The 13,930-nt window shown below is 67.0% G+C and carries 14 protein-coding genes; 7 read left to right on the top strand and 7 right to left on the bottom strand.

Annotated features, from left to right (window positions below):
• The first annotated feature begins 100 nt into the window (after positions 1-100).
• A complete protein-coding gene (locus G7007_RS04370) occupies positions 101-772 on the top strand; it encodes a COG3650 family protein (protein ID WP_181099262.1) in 672 nt (223 codons plus the stop codon).
• Positions 773-875: 103 nt separating this feature from the next.
• Entirely contained in the window at positions 876-2,489 is a 1,614-nt protein-coding gene (locus G7007_RS04365; RefSeq protein WP_181099260.1) for an NAD(P)/FAD-dependent oxidoreductase, read from the top strand.
• A 64-nt stretch (positions 2,490-2,553) separates the two neighbouring features.
• Here the strand turns inward: G7007_RS04365 and G7007_RS04360 are convergent, their stop codons facing one another.
• The 6 genes from G7007_RS04360 to dinG all read right to left on the bottom strand — a co-directional run bounded on the left by G7007_RS04360 (position 2,554) and on the right by dinG (position 10,849).
• Entirely contained in the window at positions 2,554-3,018 is a 465-nt protein-coding gene (locus G7007_RS04360) for an outer membrane lipoprotein (RefSeq protein ID WP_181099259.1), read from the bottom strand.
• A 337-nt stretch (positions 3,019-3,355) separates the two neighbouring features.
• Complete coding sequence (pdxH, locus tag G7007_RS04355) at positions 3,356-4,003, bottom strand: pyridoxamine 5'-phosphate oxidase (RefSeq protein ID WP_181099257.1); 648 nt, start codon at positions 4,001-4,003, stop codon at positions 3,356-3,358.
• Between the two features lie 18 nt (positions 4,004-4,021).
• On the bottom strand, positions 4,022-4,993 hold the full coding sequence (locus G7007_RS04350) for an OmpA family protein (RefSeq protein ID WP_181099255.1): 972 nt from the start codon (positions 4,991-4,993) through the stop codon (positions 4,022-4,024).
• Between the two features lie 99 nt (positions 4,994-5,092).
• On the bottom strand, positions 5,093-6,238 hold the full coding sequence (locus tag G7007_RS04345; RefSeq protein ID WP_181099253.1) for a serine hydrolase domain-containing protein: 1,146 nt from the start codon (positions 6,236-6,238) through the stop codon (positions 5,093-5,095).
• A gap of 142 nt (positions 6,239-6,380) precedes the next feature.
• Positions 6,381-8,627: a beta-galactosidase gene (locus G7007_RS04340; protein ID WP_181099251.1), complete on the bottom strand. Its 2,247-nt coding sequence runs from the start codon at positions 8,625-8,627 to the stop codon at positions 6,381-6,383.
• Positions 8,628-8,704: 77 nt separating this feature from the next.
• On the bottom strand, positions 8,705-10,849 hold the full coding sequence (gene dinG / locus G7007_RS04335; RefSeq protein ID WP_181099249.1) for an ATP-dependent DNA helicase DinG: 2,145 nt from the start codon (positions 10,847-10,849) through the stop codon (positions 8,705-8,707).
• A 97-nt stretch (positions 10,850-10,946) separates the two neighbouring features.
• Between dinG and G7007_RS04330 the strand changes: the two genes are divergently transcribed.
• Positions 10,947-11,411 (top strand): hypothetical protein, encoded by a 465-nt coding sequence (locus G7007_RS04330; RefSeq protein WP_181099248.1) that lies wholly within the window; start codon positions 10,947-10,949, stop codon positions 11,409-11,411.
• Between the two features lie 37 nt (positions 11,412-11,448).
• On the opposite strand, the gene G7007_RS04325 is transcribed toward G7007_RS04330, so the two are convergent.
• Positions 11,449-11,715 carry a DUF1145 domain-containing protein gene (locus G7007_RS04325; RefSeq protein WP_181099246.1) on the bottom strand — a complete coding sequence of 89 codons (267 nt, stop codon included), beginning with the start codon at positions 11,713-11,715 and terminating at the stop codon, positions 11,449-11,451.
• Between the two features lie 195 nt (positions 11,716-11,910).
• Between G7007_RS04325 and G7007_RS04320 the strand changes: the two genes are divergently transcribed.
• The 4 genes from G7007_RS04320 to G7007_RS04305 all read left to right on the top strand — a co-directional run bounded on the left by G7007_RS04320 (position 11,911) and on the right by G7007_RS04305 (position 13,699).
• Positions 11,911-12,405 carry a DUF6231 family protein gene (locus G7007_RS04320; RefSeq protein ID WP_181099244.1) on the top strand — a complete coding sequence of 165 codons (495 nt, stop codon included), beginning with the start codon at positions 11,911-11,913 and terminating at the stop codon, positions 12,403-12,405.
• A 130-nt stretch (positions 12,406-12,535) separates the two neighbouring features.
• Entirely contained in the window at positions 12,536-13,012 is a 477-nt protein-coding gene (locus G7007_RS04315) for a YchJ family protein (RefSeq protein WP_181099242.1), read from the top strand.
• A gap of 1 nt (position 13,013) precedes the next feature.
• Positions 13,014-13,490 (top strand): LEA type 2 family protein, encoded by a 477-nt coding sequence (locus tag G7007_RS04310; RefSeq protein ID WP_181099240.1) that lies wholly within the window; start codon positions 13,014-13,016, stop codon positions 13,488-13,490.
• 5 nt (positions 13,491-13,495) lie between these two features.
• Positions 13,496-13,699, top strand: a complete 204-nt coding sequence (locus G7007_RS04305) for an SEC-C metal-binding domain-containing protein (RefSeq protein WP_060394738.1) — start codon at positions 13,496-13,498, stop codon at positions 13,697-13,699.
• Positions 13,700-13,930 lie beyond the last annotated feature (231 nt).

The raw sequence follows: 13,930 nt of genomic DNA, 5'->3' as shown, positions 1-13,930 counted from the left end.
CCGACCCTTCGAGCACCTGCGCTTCCTCTCCCCCTTGAGATCGGTCGTCAGCCTGCGTAACGTGACCGCCCTCTTTCGCACGTTCCCGGAGCTTGCCCGCATGCGCGTCACCCCTTTGCTGCTCGCCGCCCTGCTGCCCTTGTTCGCCGGTTGCCAGATGTTTTCGCAACCGCCCAGCAATCCGAACCTCGGCACCACCCGTCTCCAGGGTGAGGTCAGCGACAACGGCAGCCAGTTGCTGTTTCAGCCCTGTGGCGACAGCCGACGCTTCCTGCTCAACGACGCTACCGACCTCGGGCTGTCCCAAGATGTGAAGAACCTGCCGGACAGCACGCCAGGCAAGGTATTCGCCGACCTGCGCGGCACATTGGGCGGCACCCGTACCGCCACGGGCGATGGCACCCTGGACGTGACCCGCGTCTATCGCCTGGAGGCTGCATCCGGTACCTGTGATGACCCAGCCTTCAAACGCCTGACGGTCCACGCCAGCGGCCAGAGCCCCGCCTGGGACCTCAAGGCCAGTGGCAAGGGCATGGTCCTGACCCGTGACGGCCAACCCCCGCTGGCGTTGCCCTTCCTGGAGGAGCAGATTCCGGGCGGCAGCCTCAACCTGTCGACCGAAGCCAACCATCAGCAGATTCAGGTCTGGCTGGCGCCACAACGCTGCGTCGACCCGCAGAGCGGTGCGATCCGGCACCTGCACGCCGAGCTGCGCATCGATGGCCAGACCCTGCAGGGGTGCGGTTATTACGGCGGCGCACGGGACAACTGATCACTGGTGACGTTTCTCCTGCCAGTCTGGGTGACGAAAGGCTTATAATCGGCGGTTTACGTAAAGCCACCGGCCGTTCGAGGCCGGGATACCGGACTCCGCCATGCTACGAATCACCGAACTGAAGCTGCCCCTGGACCATCCTGACGAGGCGCTGCGCGAAGCCATCCTGCAGCGTCTGGGCATCACCGACGAACAGCTGACGGGCTTCACCCTGTTCAAACGCAGCTACGATGCGCGCAAGAAGAACAGCGAGCTGCTGTTCATCTACACCATCGACCTGGAAGCGACCAACGAGGCCGAGCTGCTGCGCCGCTTCGCCGATGATCGCAACGTCAGCGTGGCGCCGGACACCACCTACCGCTTCGTCGGCCATGCCAGCCAGGCACCCGAGCAACGCCCCCTGGTGGTCGGGTTCGGCCCGTGCGGCATCTTCGCCGGCCTGCTGCTGGCGCAGATGGGCTTGCGCCCGATCATCCTCGAACGCGGCAAGGACGTGCGCCAGCGCACCAAAGACACCTGGGGCCTGTGGCGCAAGAGCGAGCTCAACCCGGAGTCGAACGTGCAGTTCGGCGAGGGCGGTGCGGGCACCTTCTCCGACGGCAAACTGTACAGCCAGATCAAGGACCCGCAGCACCATGGGCGCAAGGTCCTGGAAGAGTTCGTCAAGGCTGGTGCGCCTGAGGAAATCCTCTACATCAACAAGCCGCACATCGGGACCTTCCGCCTGACCGGGATGGTCGAGCGCATGCGCGAAGAGATCATCGCCCTGGGCGGCGAAGTGCGCTTCGAGCAGAAAGTCACCGACCTGCTGATCGACAACGATCAACTGCAGGGCGTCGTGCTGCACAGTGGCGAGCAGTTGCACGCACGTCACGTGGTACTGGCGCTGGGCCATAGCGCGCGGGACACCTTCCGCATGCTGCACGGCAAGGGTGTATACATGGAGGCCAAGCCGTTCTCCGTGGGCTTCCGCATCGAGCATCCGCAGTCACTGATCGACCAGGCGCGCCTGGGCAAGTACGCCGGCCACCCGAAGCTGGGCGCTGCCGACTACAAGCTGGTCTACCACGCCAGCAACGGACGCTCGGTGTACAGCTTCTGCATGTGCCCAGGCGGTACCGTGGTCGCAGCCACCAGCGAACCGGGCCGTGTGGTGACCAACGGCATGAGCCAGTATTCGCGCAACGAGCGCAACGCCAACTCGGGCATCGTGGTCGGGATCGATCCCGAGCGGGATTACCCAGGCAGCCCGCTGGCCGGTATCGAGCTGCAGGAACGCCTGGAAGCGCACGCCTACGTGATGGGCGGCAGCAACTACCAGGCGCCTGCGCAACTGGTCGGTGACTTCGTCGCCGGTCGTCCGTCCACGGCGCTGGGCAGCGTCGAGCCGTCCTACAAGCCGGGCGTGACCCTCGGGGACCTGGCCCCCAGCCTGCCCGCCTTCGCCATCGAGGCGATCCGCGAAGCGCTGCCGGCCTTCGACCGCCAGATCAAGGGTTACAACCTGCCGGATGCGATCCTGACCGGCATCGAGACCCGCACTTCGTCGCCGCTGCGCATCACCCGTGACGACAGCTACCAGAGCTTGAACCTCAGGGGTCTGTTCCCGGCCGGTGAAGGCGCCGGTTACGCCGGTGGCATCCTCTCGGCCGGGGTCGATGGCATCCGCGTGGCCGAGGCGGTGGCGCGCGACATGCTGGGCCTCACGGCCTGAGCCGAACGCCCATGAAAACGCCCCGGGCAGCGAGGCTGGCCGGGGCGTTCGGGTAACGCTGGACTCAGTGCGACACGCGGCTGGTACCGTCCACGGTCATGATGCGCACGCGCTCGCCGACCCGGAAGATCTCGTTCGACTGCACGGCCTGGACGTAGGCGCGGGTGCTGCCGTCGTCCTCACGCACGGTGATCTCCACGCCCTGGGTACGGGTGATGCCTTCCTCGGCTGCCGAACCGGCCAGGCCACCGGCGACTGCACCGATCACCGCGGCGACGAGGCTGCCGCGTCCGCCGCCGATGGCGCTGCCTGCCACCCCACCGACGATGGCGCCTGCGCCACCACCGATGGGCGTCTTGGTGCCTTCGATCTTCACCGGGCGCAAGGCCTCGATGGTGCCCATGCGCACCGTCTGGACGCGCCGGGCCTCATCGCGAGAGTAGGTATCGCCCGCCAGGTTCGAGGCACAGCCGCCAAGCAACAGTGAACAGGCGGTGAAGCTCGCTACCAGCAATCCGGATCTACGCATGGGAAGTTCTCCAATAATCGAGTGTCCATTAGACCCCGTGCACGCAGGGCTGTCACGGGGCCAGAGGTTAAATCGTTTTTCATCCAGGCCTGGCGACGGCTGTCGCACACGGTGCGGTTACCTATGGGACCACGCCTGGCGGCAATGAATCCGTCACGCTGCGCCAGTCTGGGCTATAGGGCGGGTCTGACAGACCGGCGTCATGCTGGCGATACAGGCGGAGATGGACCAGACGCCATCGCGGGCAAGCCCGCACACAGTACCGCAACCGCCTGTACCACGGCGGTGCAGCTCGTTGTGGGAGCGGGCTTGCCCGCGATGCAGGCGGTGACGAACGTCAGGGGGCGAGGCGCTCGCGCTGCCAGTGCCCGTTCACTGTACGGTAGTTCAGGCGGTCGTGCAGGCGGCTGGGGCGCCCTTGCCAGAACTCGATGCGATCCGGCACCAGTCGATAGCCACCCCAATGCTCGGGGCAATGGGGGGCCATGTCCTTGAACCGTGTCTGCGTGGCCTGCACCAGACCTTCCAGCTCCTCGCGTCCCGAGATCACACGGCTCTGCGGCGAGGCCCACGCCCCCAGGCGGCTGCCCAGAGGGCGTACCTGGTAGTAGGCGTCGGACTCTTGTGCAGTCACCCGCTCCACACGCCCCTCGATCCGCACCTGACGCTCCAGCGCCGGCCAGAAGAAGGTGATGGCGGCGAAGGGGTTGGCCTGCAGCTGCTCGCCCTTGGCGCTGTCGTAGTTGCTGAAGAAGGTGAACCCTCGCGCGTCCAACCCCTTGAGCAACAAGACCCGGCAGTGCGGCCGGCCGTCGGCATCGACGGTGGCGAGGGTCATGGCATTGGCCTCGACGGGCACCTGCTCGGTCTGCACGGCGTCGTCGAACCACTGGTGGAACAGCGCGAACGGCTCGTCCGGCGCCTGCGCTTCGGCCAGGCCATCGCGGGTGTAATCGCGCCGCATGTCAGCCAGGGTCTGGGTCATCTCGAGCTTCCTTGACGATCAGTTGGTCTTGTTGGCCGCAACCTTCTTGTCCACCGCTGTCTTCTTGGCGACAGGCTTGGCAGCCGCCTTTTTCGCAGCGGGCTTGGCCTTGGCCTTGGCCACGGTCTTCTTGGCAGCCGGCTTGGCAGCGGCCTTAGCGGCCGGCTTGCTGGCCGCCGCCTTGACCACAGGGGCCTTGGCATCCTGAGTGGCGACCATGGCCGCCGGCGCGACCACCGGGGTCGCCTGCTGGTACTTGGCCAGCAGGGCGACCATGGTGTTCTGCGGCGTCAGCAGCATTTCGACGCGGCGGTTCAAGGCACGGCCTTCAGCACTGTCGTTGGCCGCACGCGGCATCACCGAACCCATGCCCTTGAGGATCAGGCGGTCACGCTGCAGGCCGCTGAGACGGAAAATCGCCGAGACCGAAGCCGCCCGCTCCAGGCTGAGCTTCTGGTTGGCCGCTGCGGCCCCGGTGCTGTCGGCATGGCCCAGGACCAGCACGGCGGTCTTCGGGTCGCTTTCCACAGCCTTGGCCACACGGGTGATCGGGCCCAGTGTGACGGGCAGCAGCATGTTCGGACGGTCCGGGTTGTAGTTGCCATCGACCGGCAGGGTCACGGCCAGCAGGTCATCGCGCCGCTCGACCTGCAGGTTGGTGCCCTTCACCGCCTCGCGCAATTTCGGCTCGTAGTCGTCCAGCCAGGCCTGGGTGGCCTTCTGGTCGATCTTCGGCACCACCGGCTGGGCCTGGGCGGTCTGTTTGTCTTCACCCCCGAACGGCCACCACCAGCGGCTGCCGCTTTCGGACTTGGCATCGGCCTTGGCGACCTTTTCGGTCACCGCGTCCTTGACCTCCTGGTCGGCGACCTGGTCGGAGCCGAACGGCCACCAGTGACGGCTGGTCTGGGCAGAGCCGTCTTGAGCGTGCTGGGCGCAGCCGGTCATGGCCAGGCACAGGGCGAGTGCTAAGGTTTTTTGTGAAGACATCAGCGATACACCATGAATTAGAAGAGGTTTTGCCCAGCCGTGGAGGGGCGTTGGCGTTGAGGATAGACAAAGCCTGCGATCAATACTCGTACAACCCGATCAAAGGCAACCGGCCAAGGCGCGGACCAATGCCTGGGCGCGTGGGTCCATCAGGACGTACGGCCCCAGGGTGTGAGTGACGAAGCCGAACGCGACGTCGTGCCCAGGATCGGCGAAACCGACCGAGCCACCGGCACCCGGATGACCGAAGGCCTTGGCGCCTAGCCCGAAGGTGGCATTGGGCTGATCGGGCTGATCGAGCATGCAGCCCAGGCCGAAGCGCGTCGGCGTGAGCAGCGTCAGGTCATGACCACAACTGTGCTCACGGGTCATTTCATCCAGCAGCTCGGCCTCCAGCAGGCTGCCATCGAGCAAGCCGGCATAGAAGCCGGCCAGGGCACGCGCCGTACCGTGTCCGTTCGCCGCCGGTTGCTGCATCCGGCGCCAGGCCGGCTTGTTGGTACTGGTCAGCATGCCCGGCGGGTTGGTGAAGGCGCGTGTGGACAGTGCCTCGGGTTCGCGCAGGGTCACGTGCAACAGGCGCTGCGCAGCAGCGTCCCCGGCATTGCCTTTGGCCCGGGCCAGGTGCGCGACGCGAGAGAAATCCTCGTCATGCAGCCCGATGTGGAAGTCCAGGCCCAGCGGCCTGGCGGTACGGGCGACGATCGCGTCACCCGGCATACGGCCATCGACACGGCGGATCAACTCGCCCACCAGCCAGCCATAGGTGATGGCCGCATAGCCGTGTGCCGTGCCCGGTGTCCACCAGGGTGCTTCGGCCGCCAGCGTCTCGACCATGCGCTGCCAGTCGTAGAACGCTTCGGCCGGCAGCAGGCCGTGGATGGCCGGCACACCGGCACGGTGGCTGAGCAGCTGGCGAACAGTCACCCCCTGCTTGCCGGCCTGGGCGAACTCCGGCCAGTAGCGCGCCACCGGGGCGTCCAGGGCCAGCTTGCCCTCGCCCACCAGCTGCAGGGCCGTGACGGCGGTGAAGGCCTTGGTGCAGGAGAACAGGTTGACCAACGTGTCGCTGTGCCAGGCCTCGGTGCCATCCTTGTCGGCCGTCCCGGCCCACAGGTCGATCACCACTTCGCCGCCGACCTGGATGCACAGCGCCGCGCCGCGTTCTTGAGGATCGTCGAAGAGTGCGGCGAATGCCTCGCGCACGGCTTCGAACTTCAGCTCGTAATGACCCTGGATCTGCACCTGCCTGCCCTCGTTCACCGATGTCGCAAAGGCGTGCATTGTTTCAGTAGTTGAGCGGTTTGCATACACCGGCTGGTCACGCGAAGGCGCACTGGAGGCCGCAGGCGCCCGTGAAGACACGGGGTGGCAGCGGCACAGCGCTTTACGGTGCCTGGGTGGGCGCCGCGACGCTCGCCTGCTCGCGCAGCGCGGCGTGGGCGTGCGCATGGCTCTTGCTCACCGCCTCGACGAACCCCGACCAGGGCACATCGGTAATCGCTACCAGCCCCAGGTGACCGTTCTCGCCATCGAGCAGACGTCCGCTGGCCGGCTGATCGAGGTACTGGAACCAGTGCGCGCCCACGATCAGCGGCTGCGCCAGGGCGGCGTCGATGAAAGCGGCATAGGCCGGCCCACGCGCCTCCTCACGCGGCACCTCCACCGGCCCGGGCCAGAACGGGCCACGGTCGCGCGAGCCGAACTGGAACTCCGAGACCAGCACCGGCTTGTCCAGCTCGGCCAGACGAGCGAAGTCGTGACCGTCCTCGGGCGCGAGGGTATAGAAGTTGAAGCTCAGCACGTCGCAGAACTCGGCGCAGGCCTGGACCGCCTCGGGCGTGCTGACGGCGAAGCGTCCGCCGAGCAGCAGGTGATTGGGCGCGTGCCAGTCCAGCGCGTCGGCGATGGTCTTGAAGTAGGTCTGGGCGAACACCGCCTGGAAATGCTGGTAGTCCCGCTCGATCTCCGGGTGCGCCGGGTCGGGCAGTGGCGCCTCGAAGCCAGGGTCCTCCATCAGCTCCCAGGCCGGCAGCTGGATCCCCCAGGCCTTCGACAGCCCTTCCTGGTTGCGGTACTTGTCGCGCAACTGCTTGAGGAAGGCTCGCTTGGCCGGCACGTCGGTGGTCAGGCGCAGGGTGCCGAACGCCAGGCCGTAGCGCGCCCTGGGGTCGTCGCCCGGCGCGGCCCAGGCCAGCTCGTTGTCGGCGAAGTAGCCGATCAGCCAGGGGTCGTCGCGGTGGTCGCGCGCGGCGATGGCCACGGCGCGCTCGGTGGCCATGGCGAAGCGCGGATCGAACGGATCGGGCATGCGCCCCCACCAGTCCATGCCGGTGCTGATGCTGGCGTAGTCGCCGACGATCGACAGCGGCAATGTGTAGGGCATTCGCGCCGCCTGTCCGAGCGCCGGGTCGCTCCAGTTGCCGAGGGTATTGAAGCCCCAGGCCTGGAGTCGGTCCAGCGTATGGGCCTGCCAGCGTGAGGCATCGACTTGCGAAACCGGGCAGGTCGCCTCAGGCGTGTTGGCCGCCGCAGCGCAAGGGGCAGACGCGGTACGCGCCAGGTTGGCGGCATAGAAGTCGAACCAGCGCCCTTGCTTGTAGCCGCGCCCCCGCGAGGAGGCATTGCCGTCATCGTTGTTGCCCTCACCATAGAACGCGGCCAAGGGCTCGCCCTCCCCGGGAAGTTGCGTGAACATGCCCTCCCGGCCTGCCACGTAGGTGCGCCCGCCGTCGCGGGCCACGGCATTCACGCCCAGCGAAAAGAACGGGTGGCCCTCTGGCGTGATCAGGTACCAGCGCCCCTCGCGTTTTTCAGTGTGGAAGAACCCGGTGGCCTCGAACGCCTGACCGCCGGTGACGCCCCCGTAGGTATCCAGCGCCTGCTGGTCCCGCGCCTGCAATGCGGCCTGCAAACGCTGCTGCTCGCGCGCGGCCCCGGCCTGAAGCTGCGCGTCGCTGTCGATCTTGTCCGGCCAGTGCCCACGGGTCGCCTGCCCATAGCTATCGATCAGGCGAGCATATGCCGCGTCGATGGCCCGGGTATCGTCCTGCACCGCTACCTTTTCGATCAGCAGACTTTGCGCCACGGCGGGCCGGGGAATGCTCAGGGTGATCAAGGCCACCTGGGCCAGGTCGAGTTCGCCACTGCTGGCGACCACCAGCAGACGCTGGCCTTCATGCATCCAGGGCATGGGGGGCCCGGCGCGCATGCCTTCGTTCAGCGGGGCATGGGCCTGCAAGGGAATCCAGACCGTCTGGGCGGGGCCGGCCGGCAGATCGATGCGACTGGTCAGGCGCTGTCCGGCCGTGTCCTGCACCGTCACCTCGACGGTCAGGGCCCAGTCCATGCCGCTTTGCAGGCGCAGAGTCAGTGCCCGCTGGGCCGACCAGTCCCAGACGCCTTGCTGGGGCGCCAGGCGCAACCAGGGGCTGGCCGCCGGATTGAAGACCACCCGCCGCAGCACTTCGCCAGCGAGGGTCTGCTCGGCATTGGACTGCGGCAGCCCGGCGTCGCCCGTCGTGACCGCGACCACCGAGGCCGGGCGCACGAAACTGAACAGGGTCTGCTGCGCGGCCAGGGCCGGTGAAGCCAGGGCCGCGCTCAACGCGGCGGCCAGCAGGTGACGGATCATGACGCAGGTTCTCCTTGAAAGCGCGAGCCCCTCGCAAGGGGCCCGGGTCAACCGACCGTGGCGCCTGACGTCGAGGCTCAGCCGATCTCTCGCCGGAAAGGCGGCAGCGCATTGAGGATAGCCTTTCCGTAGCGCTGGGTGACCACGCGCCGGTCCAGCAAAGTGATGGTGCCGCGGTCCTGCTCGGTGCGCAGCAGCCGTCCGCAGGCCTGGATCAGGCGCAGCGAGGCATCGGGCACGGCGATCTCCATGAACGGGTTGCCCCCGCGTGCCTCGATCCACTCGGCCAGGGCCGCTTCCACCGGATCGTCGGGGACGGCAAACGGGATCTTGGCGATCACCACGTGCTCGCAGTAGGCGCCCGGCAGGTCGACGCCCTCGGCGAAGCTGGCCAGCCCGAACAGCACGCTGGACTGCCCGTCGTCCACCCGGGCCTTGTGCTTGTTGAGGGTTTCCTGCTTGGACAGGTTGCCCTGGATCAGCACGACCTTGCGCCAGTCGCGGTCCAGCCCGTCGAACACGTCCTGCATCTGCTTGCGCGACGAGAACAGCACCAGCGAACCGCGCGAGCCTTCGACCAGGTCGGGCAGGTCACGGACGATGGCCGCCGTGTGCGACGGCACGTCACGCGGGTCGGCGCGCAGGTCGGGCACCCGCAGCACGCCGGCATCGGCATGGTGGAACGGGCTGGGCACCACGCAGGTGATCGCATCGCGCGGCACGCCGGAGCGCATGCGAAAGCGATCGAACTTGCCCAGCGCGGTCAGTGTGGCCGAGGTCACCAAGGCGCCATGGGCCACGTTCCACAGGCTGCGCCGCAGCATGTCGGCGGCCAGGATCGGGCTGGCGTTAACCTCGATGTCGAACAGCGCGCCACCCTCGACCAGCGTCAGCCAGCGCGCCATGGGCGGATTGTCCTCCGGGTCTTCGGCGGTGAACGCGCCCCACAGCTCCCAGTTGCCCTGGGCCCGGGTCACCAGGGTGCCGAACAGCGGGTACCACTCCTCGGCCTGATGGCTGGCGATGCCGATGTTCTTCTCGCCGTCCATGCCTTCCTTGAGCAGGTCGGCCAGACGCGTGAAGAGGTCGTTCAGCTGGCCGAACCCTTTCTTCAGCTCCAGGCCTGCCTCGCGCATGGCCTCGGGCACCACGCCGCCCTCGAAGCGGTAACGCGGTCGCTCGCGGCCTTCGACGTCTTCGCCCGGGCGGAAATCGGCGATCTGCTCGCACAGGGTGAACATGAACTGCTGCTGGGTGCGCAGCGCGCGCGCCAGCTCCGGCACCTGTTCGATCAGCCGACCCAGGTCGCCGGGCAGCGGGTGCTGGGCCAGCAGCTTGGTGAGGTTCTTGGCGGTCTGCTCCAGCCAGTCGGCGGTGGAGCGCAGCCGTGAATAATGGGCGAAGTGGCCGATGGCCTTGTCCGGCAGGTGATGGCCTTCGTCGAACACGTAGACCGTGTCGCGTGGGTCGGGCAGCACGGCACCGCCGCCCAGCGCCAGGTCGGCCAGGACCATGTCGTGGTTGGTGACGATGACGTCCACCTTGCCCATGCCTTCGCGAGCCTTGTAGAACACGCACTGCTGGAAGTTCGGGCAGTGCCGACCGGTGCACTGGCCATGGTCGGTGGTCAGCCGGGCCCAGGCCTGGTCGTCCACGGCCTCGGGCCAGCTGTCGCGGTCGCCGTCCCAGCGGTTGCCGGCCAGGCGCTCGATCATGGTGTTGAAGAGTTTCTGACTGGCCTCGTCGACCTCGATGTGGAAGCCCTCTTCCTCGAACAGCTGCGCGGTGGCCGAATGGGCGTTGCCTTCCTGCAGCAACAGGTCGAGCTTGGACAGGCACAGGTAGCGGCCGCGACCCTTGGCCAGGGCGAAGCTGAAGTTCAGCCCGCTGTTGCGCATCAGGTCGGGCAAGTCCTTGAAGACGATCTGCTCCTGCAGGGCCACGGTCGCGGTGGCGATCACCAGCCGCTTGCCGGCCGCCTTGGCCGCCGGGATGGCCGCCAGGCTGTAGGCGACGGTCTTGCCGGTACCGGTGCCTGCCTCGACCGCGACCACGGCCGGCTCGCCGGCGCGACGGCCTTCGTCGTCACAGGGGATGTCGCCGAGGACCTTGGCCACTTCGGCGATCATCAGCCGCTGGCCGTAACGGGGGCGCAGGCCCTTGGCCTCGAGGAAACGCGAGTAGGCGCCCTGGATGGTGCTCTTGAGTTCGGTGCTGATCATGGTCTGGGCGCGCCCGGAGGGCTGTATGGATTTTCAGTGTTTCGCATGGGTCGCTATCATACCCGGCTCGCGCGTCGATTGCCCCCCGGAGATCCACATGACTGCCCTTGCCCTGCCCGACCTGCTGCATGTTGCCGCCACTGCGATCTGGCTGTGCGGCCTGGGCTACCTATGGTGGACGCTACGCCTGGCGCCGGTCGCGACCGTCGATCGGCCGGCACGGCTGCAGCGCTGGAGCGACCTTTTCCGACACCGTTTCGGACGGGTCTGGCTGGTGCTGGTGATGCTTTCGGCCAGCGGCTTCAGCCTGATGCACGCCAGCGGCCTGACCCTGGACACGGCGCCACGTCCGGTCCAAGTGATGATCGGCGGCGCCATCGCCAGCTTCGCCCTGTGCCTGCGGATCCGCTCGCTGCTCGGTCCGGAGCTGGACGCGGCGATCGCCGCGCAGGATTGGGCCACCGGCGCCTGGGTGCTGGCCAGGATCCGACGAATGGTCGGCGCCTGCCTGCTCATCGGCATGGCCGTGGCCGGTGTAGCGTTGTGGCGGCTGTCCTGGTGATGAGTACGCGCCTTGCCCGGTAGAAACGCAGGGGCGATCAGTCGACGGTGCGACGACGCGACATGGAGATGATGTGGAAGATCCCCGTCAGCAGGATCTGCAAGCGGTCGAACACGCGGTGACGGCGCCCGCGCAGGCGGGCATTGAACCACAGCATCTCCAGCACGTGCAGGCCCAGCAACAGGCATCCGGCTGCCGCGATCAGCAGGTTGAACGGCCTGGCGGCAGGCATCAGTACGTTCCACAACACCACCCACCAGAATGCGATGGTCAGCAGTTTGCCCACGGCGGTCACCCCACCCATGTTGGCCTCCTTTCATTCGATGATCGATCCCGTACGCCCCCAACGTCCTGCCGTTGGCTCACGCGACCTTGCCCCGTGCAGTAAAGCCTTCCGGCGAGTCTCCTGCCAGCCAGATGCTGGCCGTCCGCACGCCCGCCCTCTATGCCACAGGCCTGCAACCCCGTTACGCTTGCCGCTTCAGCACGAGGACTGGTCATGCGCGACGGATTTTCTCAACGAACGCCCCAACAGGCCCTCGCGGCCCTGCTCGAGCGGGTTTCACCCCAGCGCCTGCTGCTGGTCGGCAGCCGCTTCCCGGCGCTCGACGCCTTCGCCGAAGCCCACCCCCATGTACAGATCACGACAGCGCCGCCTGGGCCATTGCCGGAGGCGCTGGCCGCCACTCGCTTCGACCTGGCCGTGCTGGTCGATTGCCTGGAGCACCTGCCCAAGCGCGACGGCCTGCAACTACTGGGCGGCATCCGCAACCTCAACGCCAGCCGTGTGGCAGTGCTGGCGGACCTGGCCGCCTGCGGTTGGCACGCCACGGACTTCTTCGCCCTGGCCTTGTCGGAAAGCGAACGCTTTGGCCGCGAGGCGCAGGTACTGCGCCTGTTCACCTACGACCTGCACGATTACAAGCAGGTGCCGGACTGGCTCAACGCACGGTTCTGGGCCAACCCGGAGCTGTTCGGAAAGTATTGGTGGTGACCCTGCCTGGATGCTTGCGGTCCTGGCGTCTGTCGCTGACACTGTCATCCACCCGCCATCGAACCTTGAGGCCGTCCATGAACGCACCCACACCCGACCTGTCCGTGCGCCTGCCGCTTGAGGGCATGCGATGAGTGTCGCGGTCTGCCCCTGTGGCAGCGGCAACCTGCTCGACGCCTGCTGTGGTCACCTGCATGCCGGCACGCCCGCACCGGATGCGCAGTCGCTGATGCGTTCGCGCTACAGCGCCTACGTGCTCGGCCTGGTCGACTACCTGGTAGACACGACGCTGCCCGTGCAGCGCGAGGGCCTGGATCGCGCAGGCATCGCGGCCTGGAGCGCCGAGAGCACCTGGCTCGGCCTGGAGGTCGAGGGGGCCGAGGTCTTCGGCGGTCAACCGGAGCATGCCTTCGTCACCTTCACGGTCCGCTGGCACGACACGGCGGGCGACCACCAGCATCGCGAGCGCTCGGCCTTCGTCCAGCACGCCGGCCGTTGGTACTTCATCGACCCCACCGTCGGCCTCAAGGCCGGGCGCAACGACCCTTGCCCCTGTGCGAGCGGGCAGAAATTCAAGAAGTGCTGCTCCAGTTACCTGGACCACTGAGATGAGCGCTCTCTTGCGTGCGCTGACACTCGGGATCGCCCTGGTGCTGCTCAGCGGCTGCGTGAGCTGGGGGGCGGACACCTGGAAAGCGCCCGAACTGCACCTGGTCAAGGTCCGCAAGGTCAAGGCAGGTCTGCACCAGCAGGAATTCGTGCTGTACGTGCGCGTGGTCAACCCGAACGACAGCCGCCTGTTCATTCGTCACCTGGACTATTCGGTGCGCCTGGGCGGCCTGCTGCTGGCGGACGCCGACGAACGCCTGTGGCGCAGCGTCGGGGCGCATGAGCAACGCACCTTCCAGATCACCGCACGGACCAACCTGTGGAAACAATTGCGCCCCCTGGCTCGCCTGCTCAAGCGCCACGAGGCGTTGCCGTACCAGCTGGAGGTGGACGTGGCCAGCGGATTATTCTTCTGGCACGACCTGCACTTGTCGCGCAGGGGTGAGATAATGCCCGGTGATCTCACACCGGAGTAACCGCAATGACCCAGCAACCTCACGTTCACGGCCCTGACTGCAACCACGATCATGACCATCATCACGACCATGACCATGGCCACGTGCATGGCCCGCACTGCAACCACGCCCCGCAAGAGCCGGTGCGCAACGCGCTGAAGGACGTGGGCCGCAACGACCCGTGCCCCTGCGGCAGCGAGAAGAAATTCAAGAAATGCCACGGGGCTTGAGTTAGCTGCAAGCTGCAAGCTGCAAGCTGCAAGCTGCAAGCTGCAAGCTGCAAGCTGCAAGCTGCAAGCTGCAAGCTGCAAGCTGCAAGCTGCAAGCTGCAAGCTGCAAGTCAGAGCGTCAGCGCCGTATCAATGTCCTGTCAACACCTGACAGACCGCACTGCCGTCCGCTTGTAGCTTGCCGCTTGCCGCTTGTAGCTTGCCACTTGCCGCTTGCCGCTTGCCCCCCTT

This window comes from Pseudomonas entomophila (assembly GCF_013523125.1).
Taxonomy (GTDB): domain Bacteria; phylum Pseudomonadota; class Gammaproteobacteria; order Pseudomonadales; family Pseudomonadaceae; genus Aquipseudomonas; species Aquipseudomonas entomophila_B.
This window is presented reverse-complemented; position numbering and strand designations above follow the sequence as displayed.

What these genes read in the sequence shown, in the direction of transcription:
- G7007_RS04350 (WP_181099255.1), bottom strand. Translation starts at nt 4,993, where the DNA reads ATGTCTTCACAAAAAACCTTAGCACTCGCCCTGTGCCTGGCCATGACC.
- G7007_RS04305 (WP_060394738.1), top strand. Translation starts at nt 13,496, where the DNA reads ATGACCCAGCAACCTCACGTTCACGGCCCTGACTGCAACCACGATCAT.
- pdxH (WP_181099257.1), bottom strand. Translation starts at nt 4,003, where the DNA reads ATGACCCAGACCCTGGCTGACATGCGGCGCGATTACACCCGCGATGGC.
- dinG (WP_181099249.1), bottom strand. Translation starts at nt 10,849, where the DNA reads ATGATCAGCACCGAACTCAAGAGCACCATCCAGGGCGCCTACTCGCGT.
- G7007_RS04360 (WP_181099259.1), bottom strand. Translation starts at nt 3,018, where the DNA reads ATGCGTAGATCCGGATTGCTGGTAGCGAGCTTCACCGCCTGTTCACTG.
- G7007_RS04365 (WP_181099260.1), top strand. Translation starts at nt 876, where the DNA reads ATGCTACGAATCACCGAACTGAAGCTGCCCCTGGACCATCCTGACGAG.
- G7007_RS04370 (WP_181099262.1), top strand. Translation starts at nt 101, where the DNA reads ATGCGCGTCACCCCTTTGCTGCTCGCCGCCCTGCTGCCCTTGTTCGCC.
- G7007_RS04325 (WP_181099246.1), bottom strand. Translation starts at nt 11,715, where the DNA reads ATGGGTGGGGTGACCGCCGTGGGCAAACTGCTGACCATCGCATTCTGG.
- G7007_RS04315 (WP_181099242.1), top strand. Translation starts at nt 12,536, where the DNA reads ATGAGTGTCGCGGTCTGCCCCTGTGGCAGCGGCAACCTGCTCGACGCC.
- G7007_RS04320 (WP_181099244.1), top strand. Translation starts at nt 11,911, where the DNA reads ATGCGCGACGGATTTTCTCAACGAACGCCCCAACAGGCCCTCGCGGCC.
- G7007_RS04340 (WP_181099251.1), bottom strand. Translation starts at nt 8,627, where the DNA reads ATGATCCGTCACCTGCTGGCCGCCGCGTTGAGCGCGGCCCTGGCTTCA.
- G7007_RS04310 (WP_181099240.1), top strand. Translation starts at nt 13,014, where the DNA reads ATGAGCGCTCTCTTGCGTGCGCTGACACTCGGGATCGCCCTGGTGCTG.
- G7007_RS04330 (WP_181099248.1), top strand. Translation starts at nt 10,947, where the DNA reads ATGACTGCCCTTGCCCTGCCCGACCTGCTGCATGTTGCCGCCACTGCG.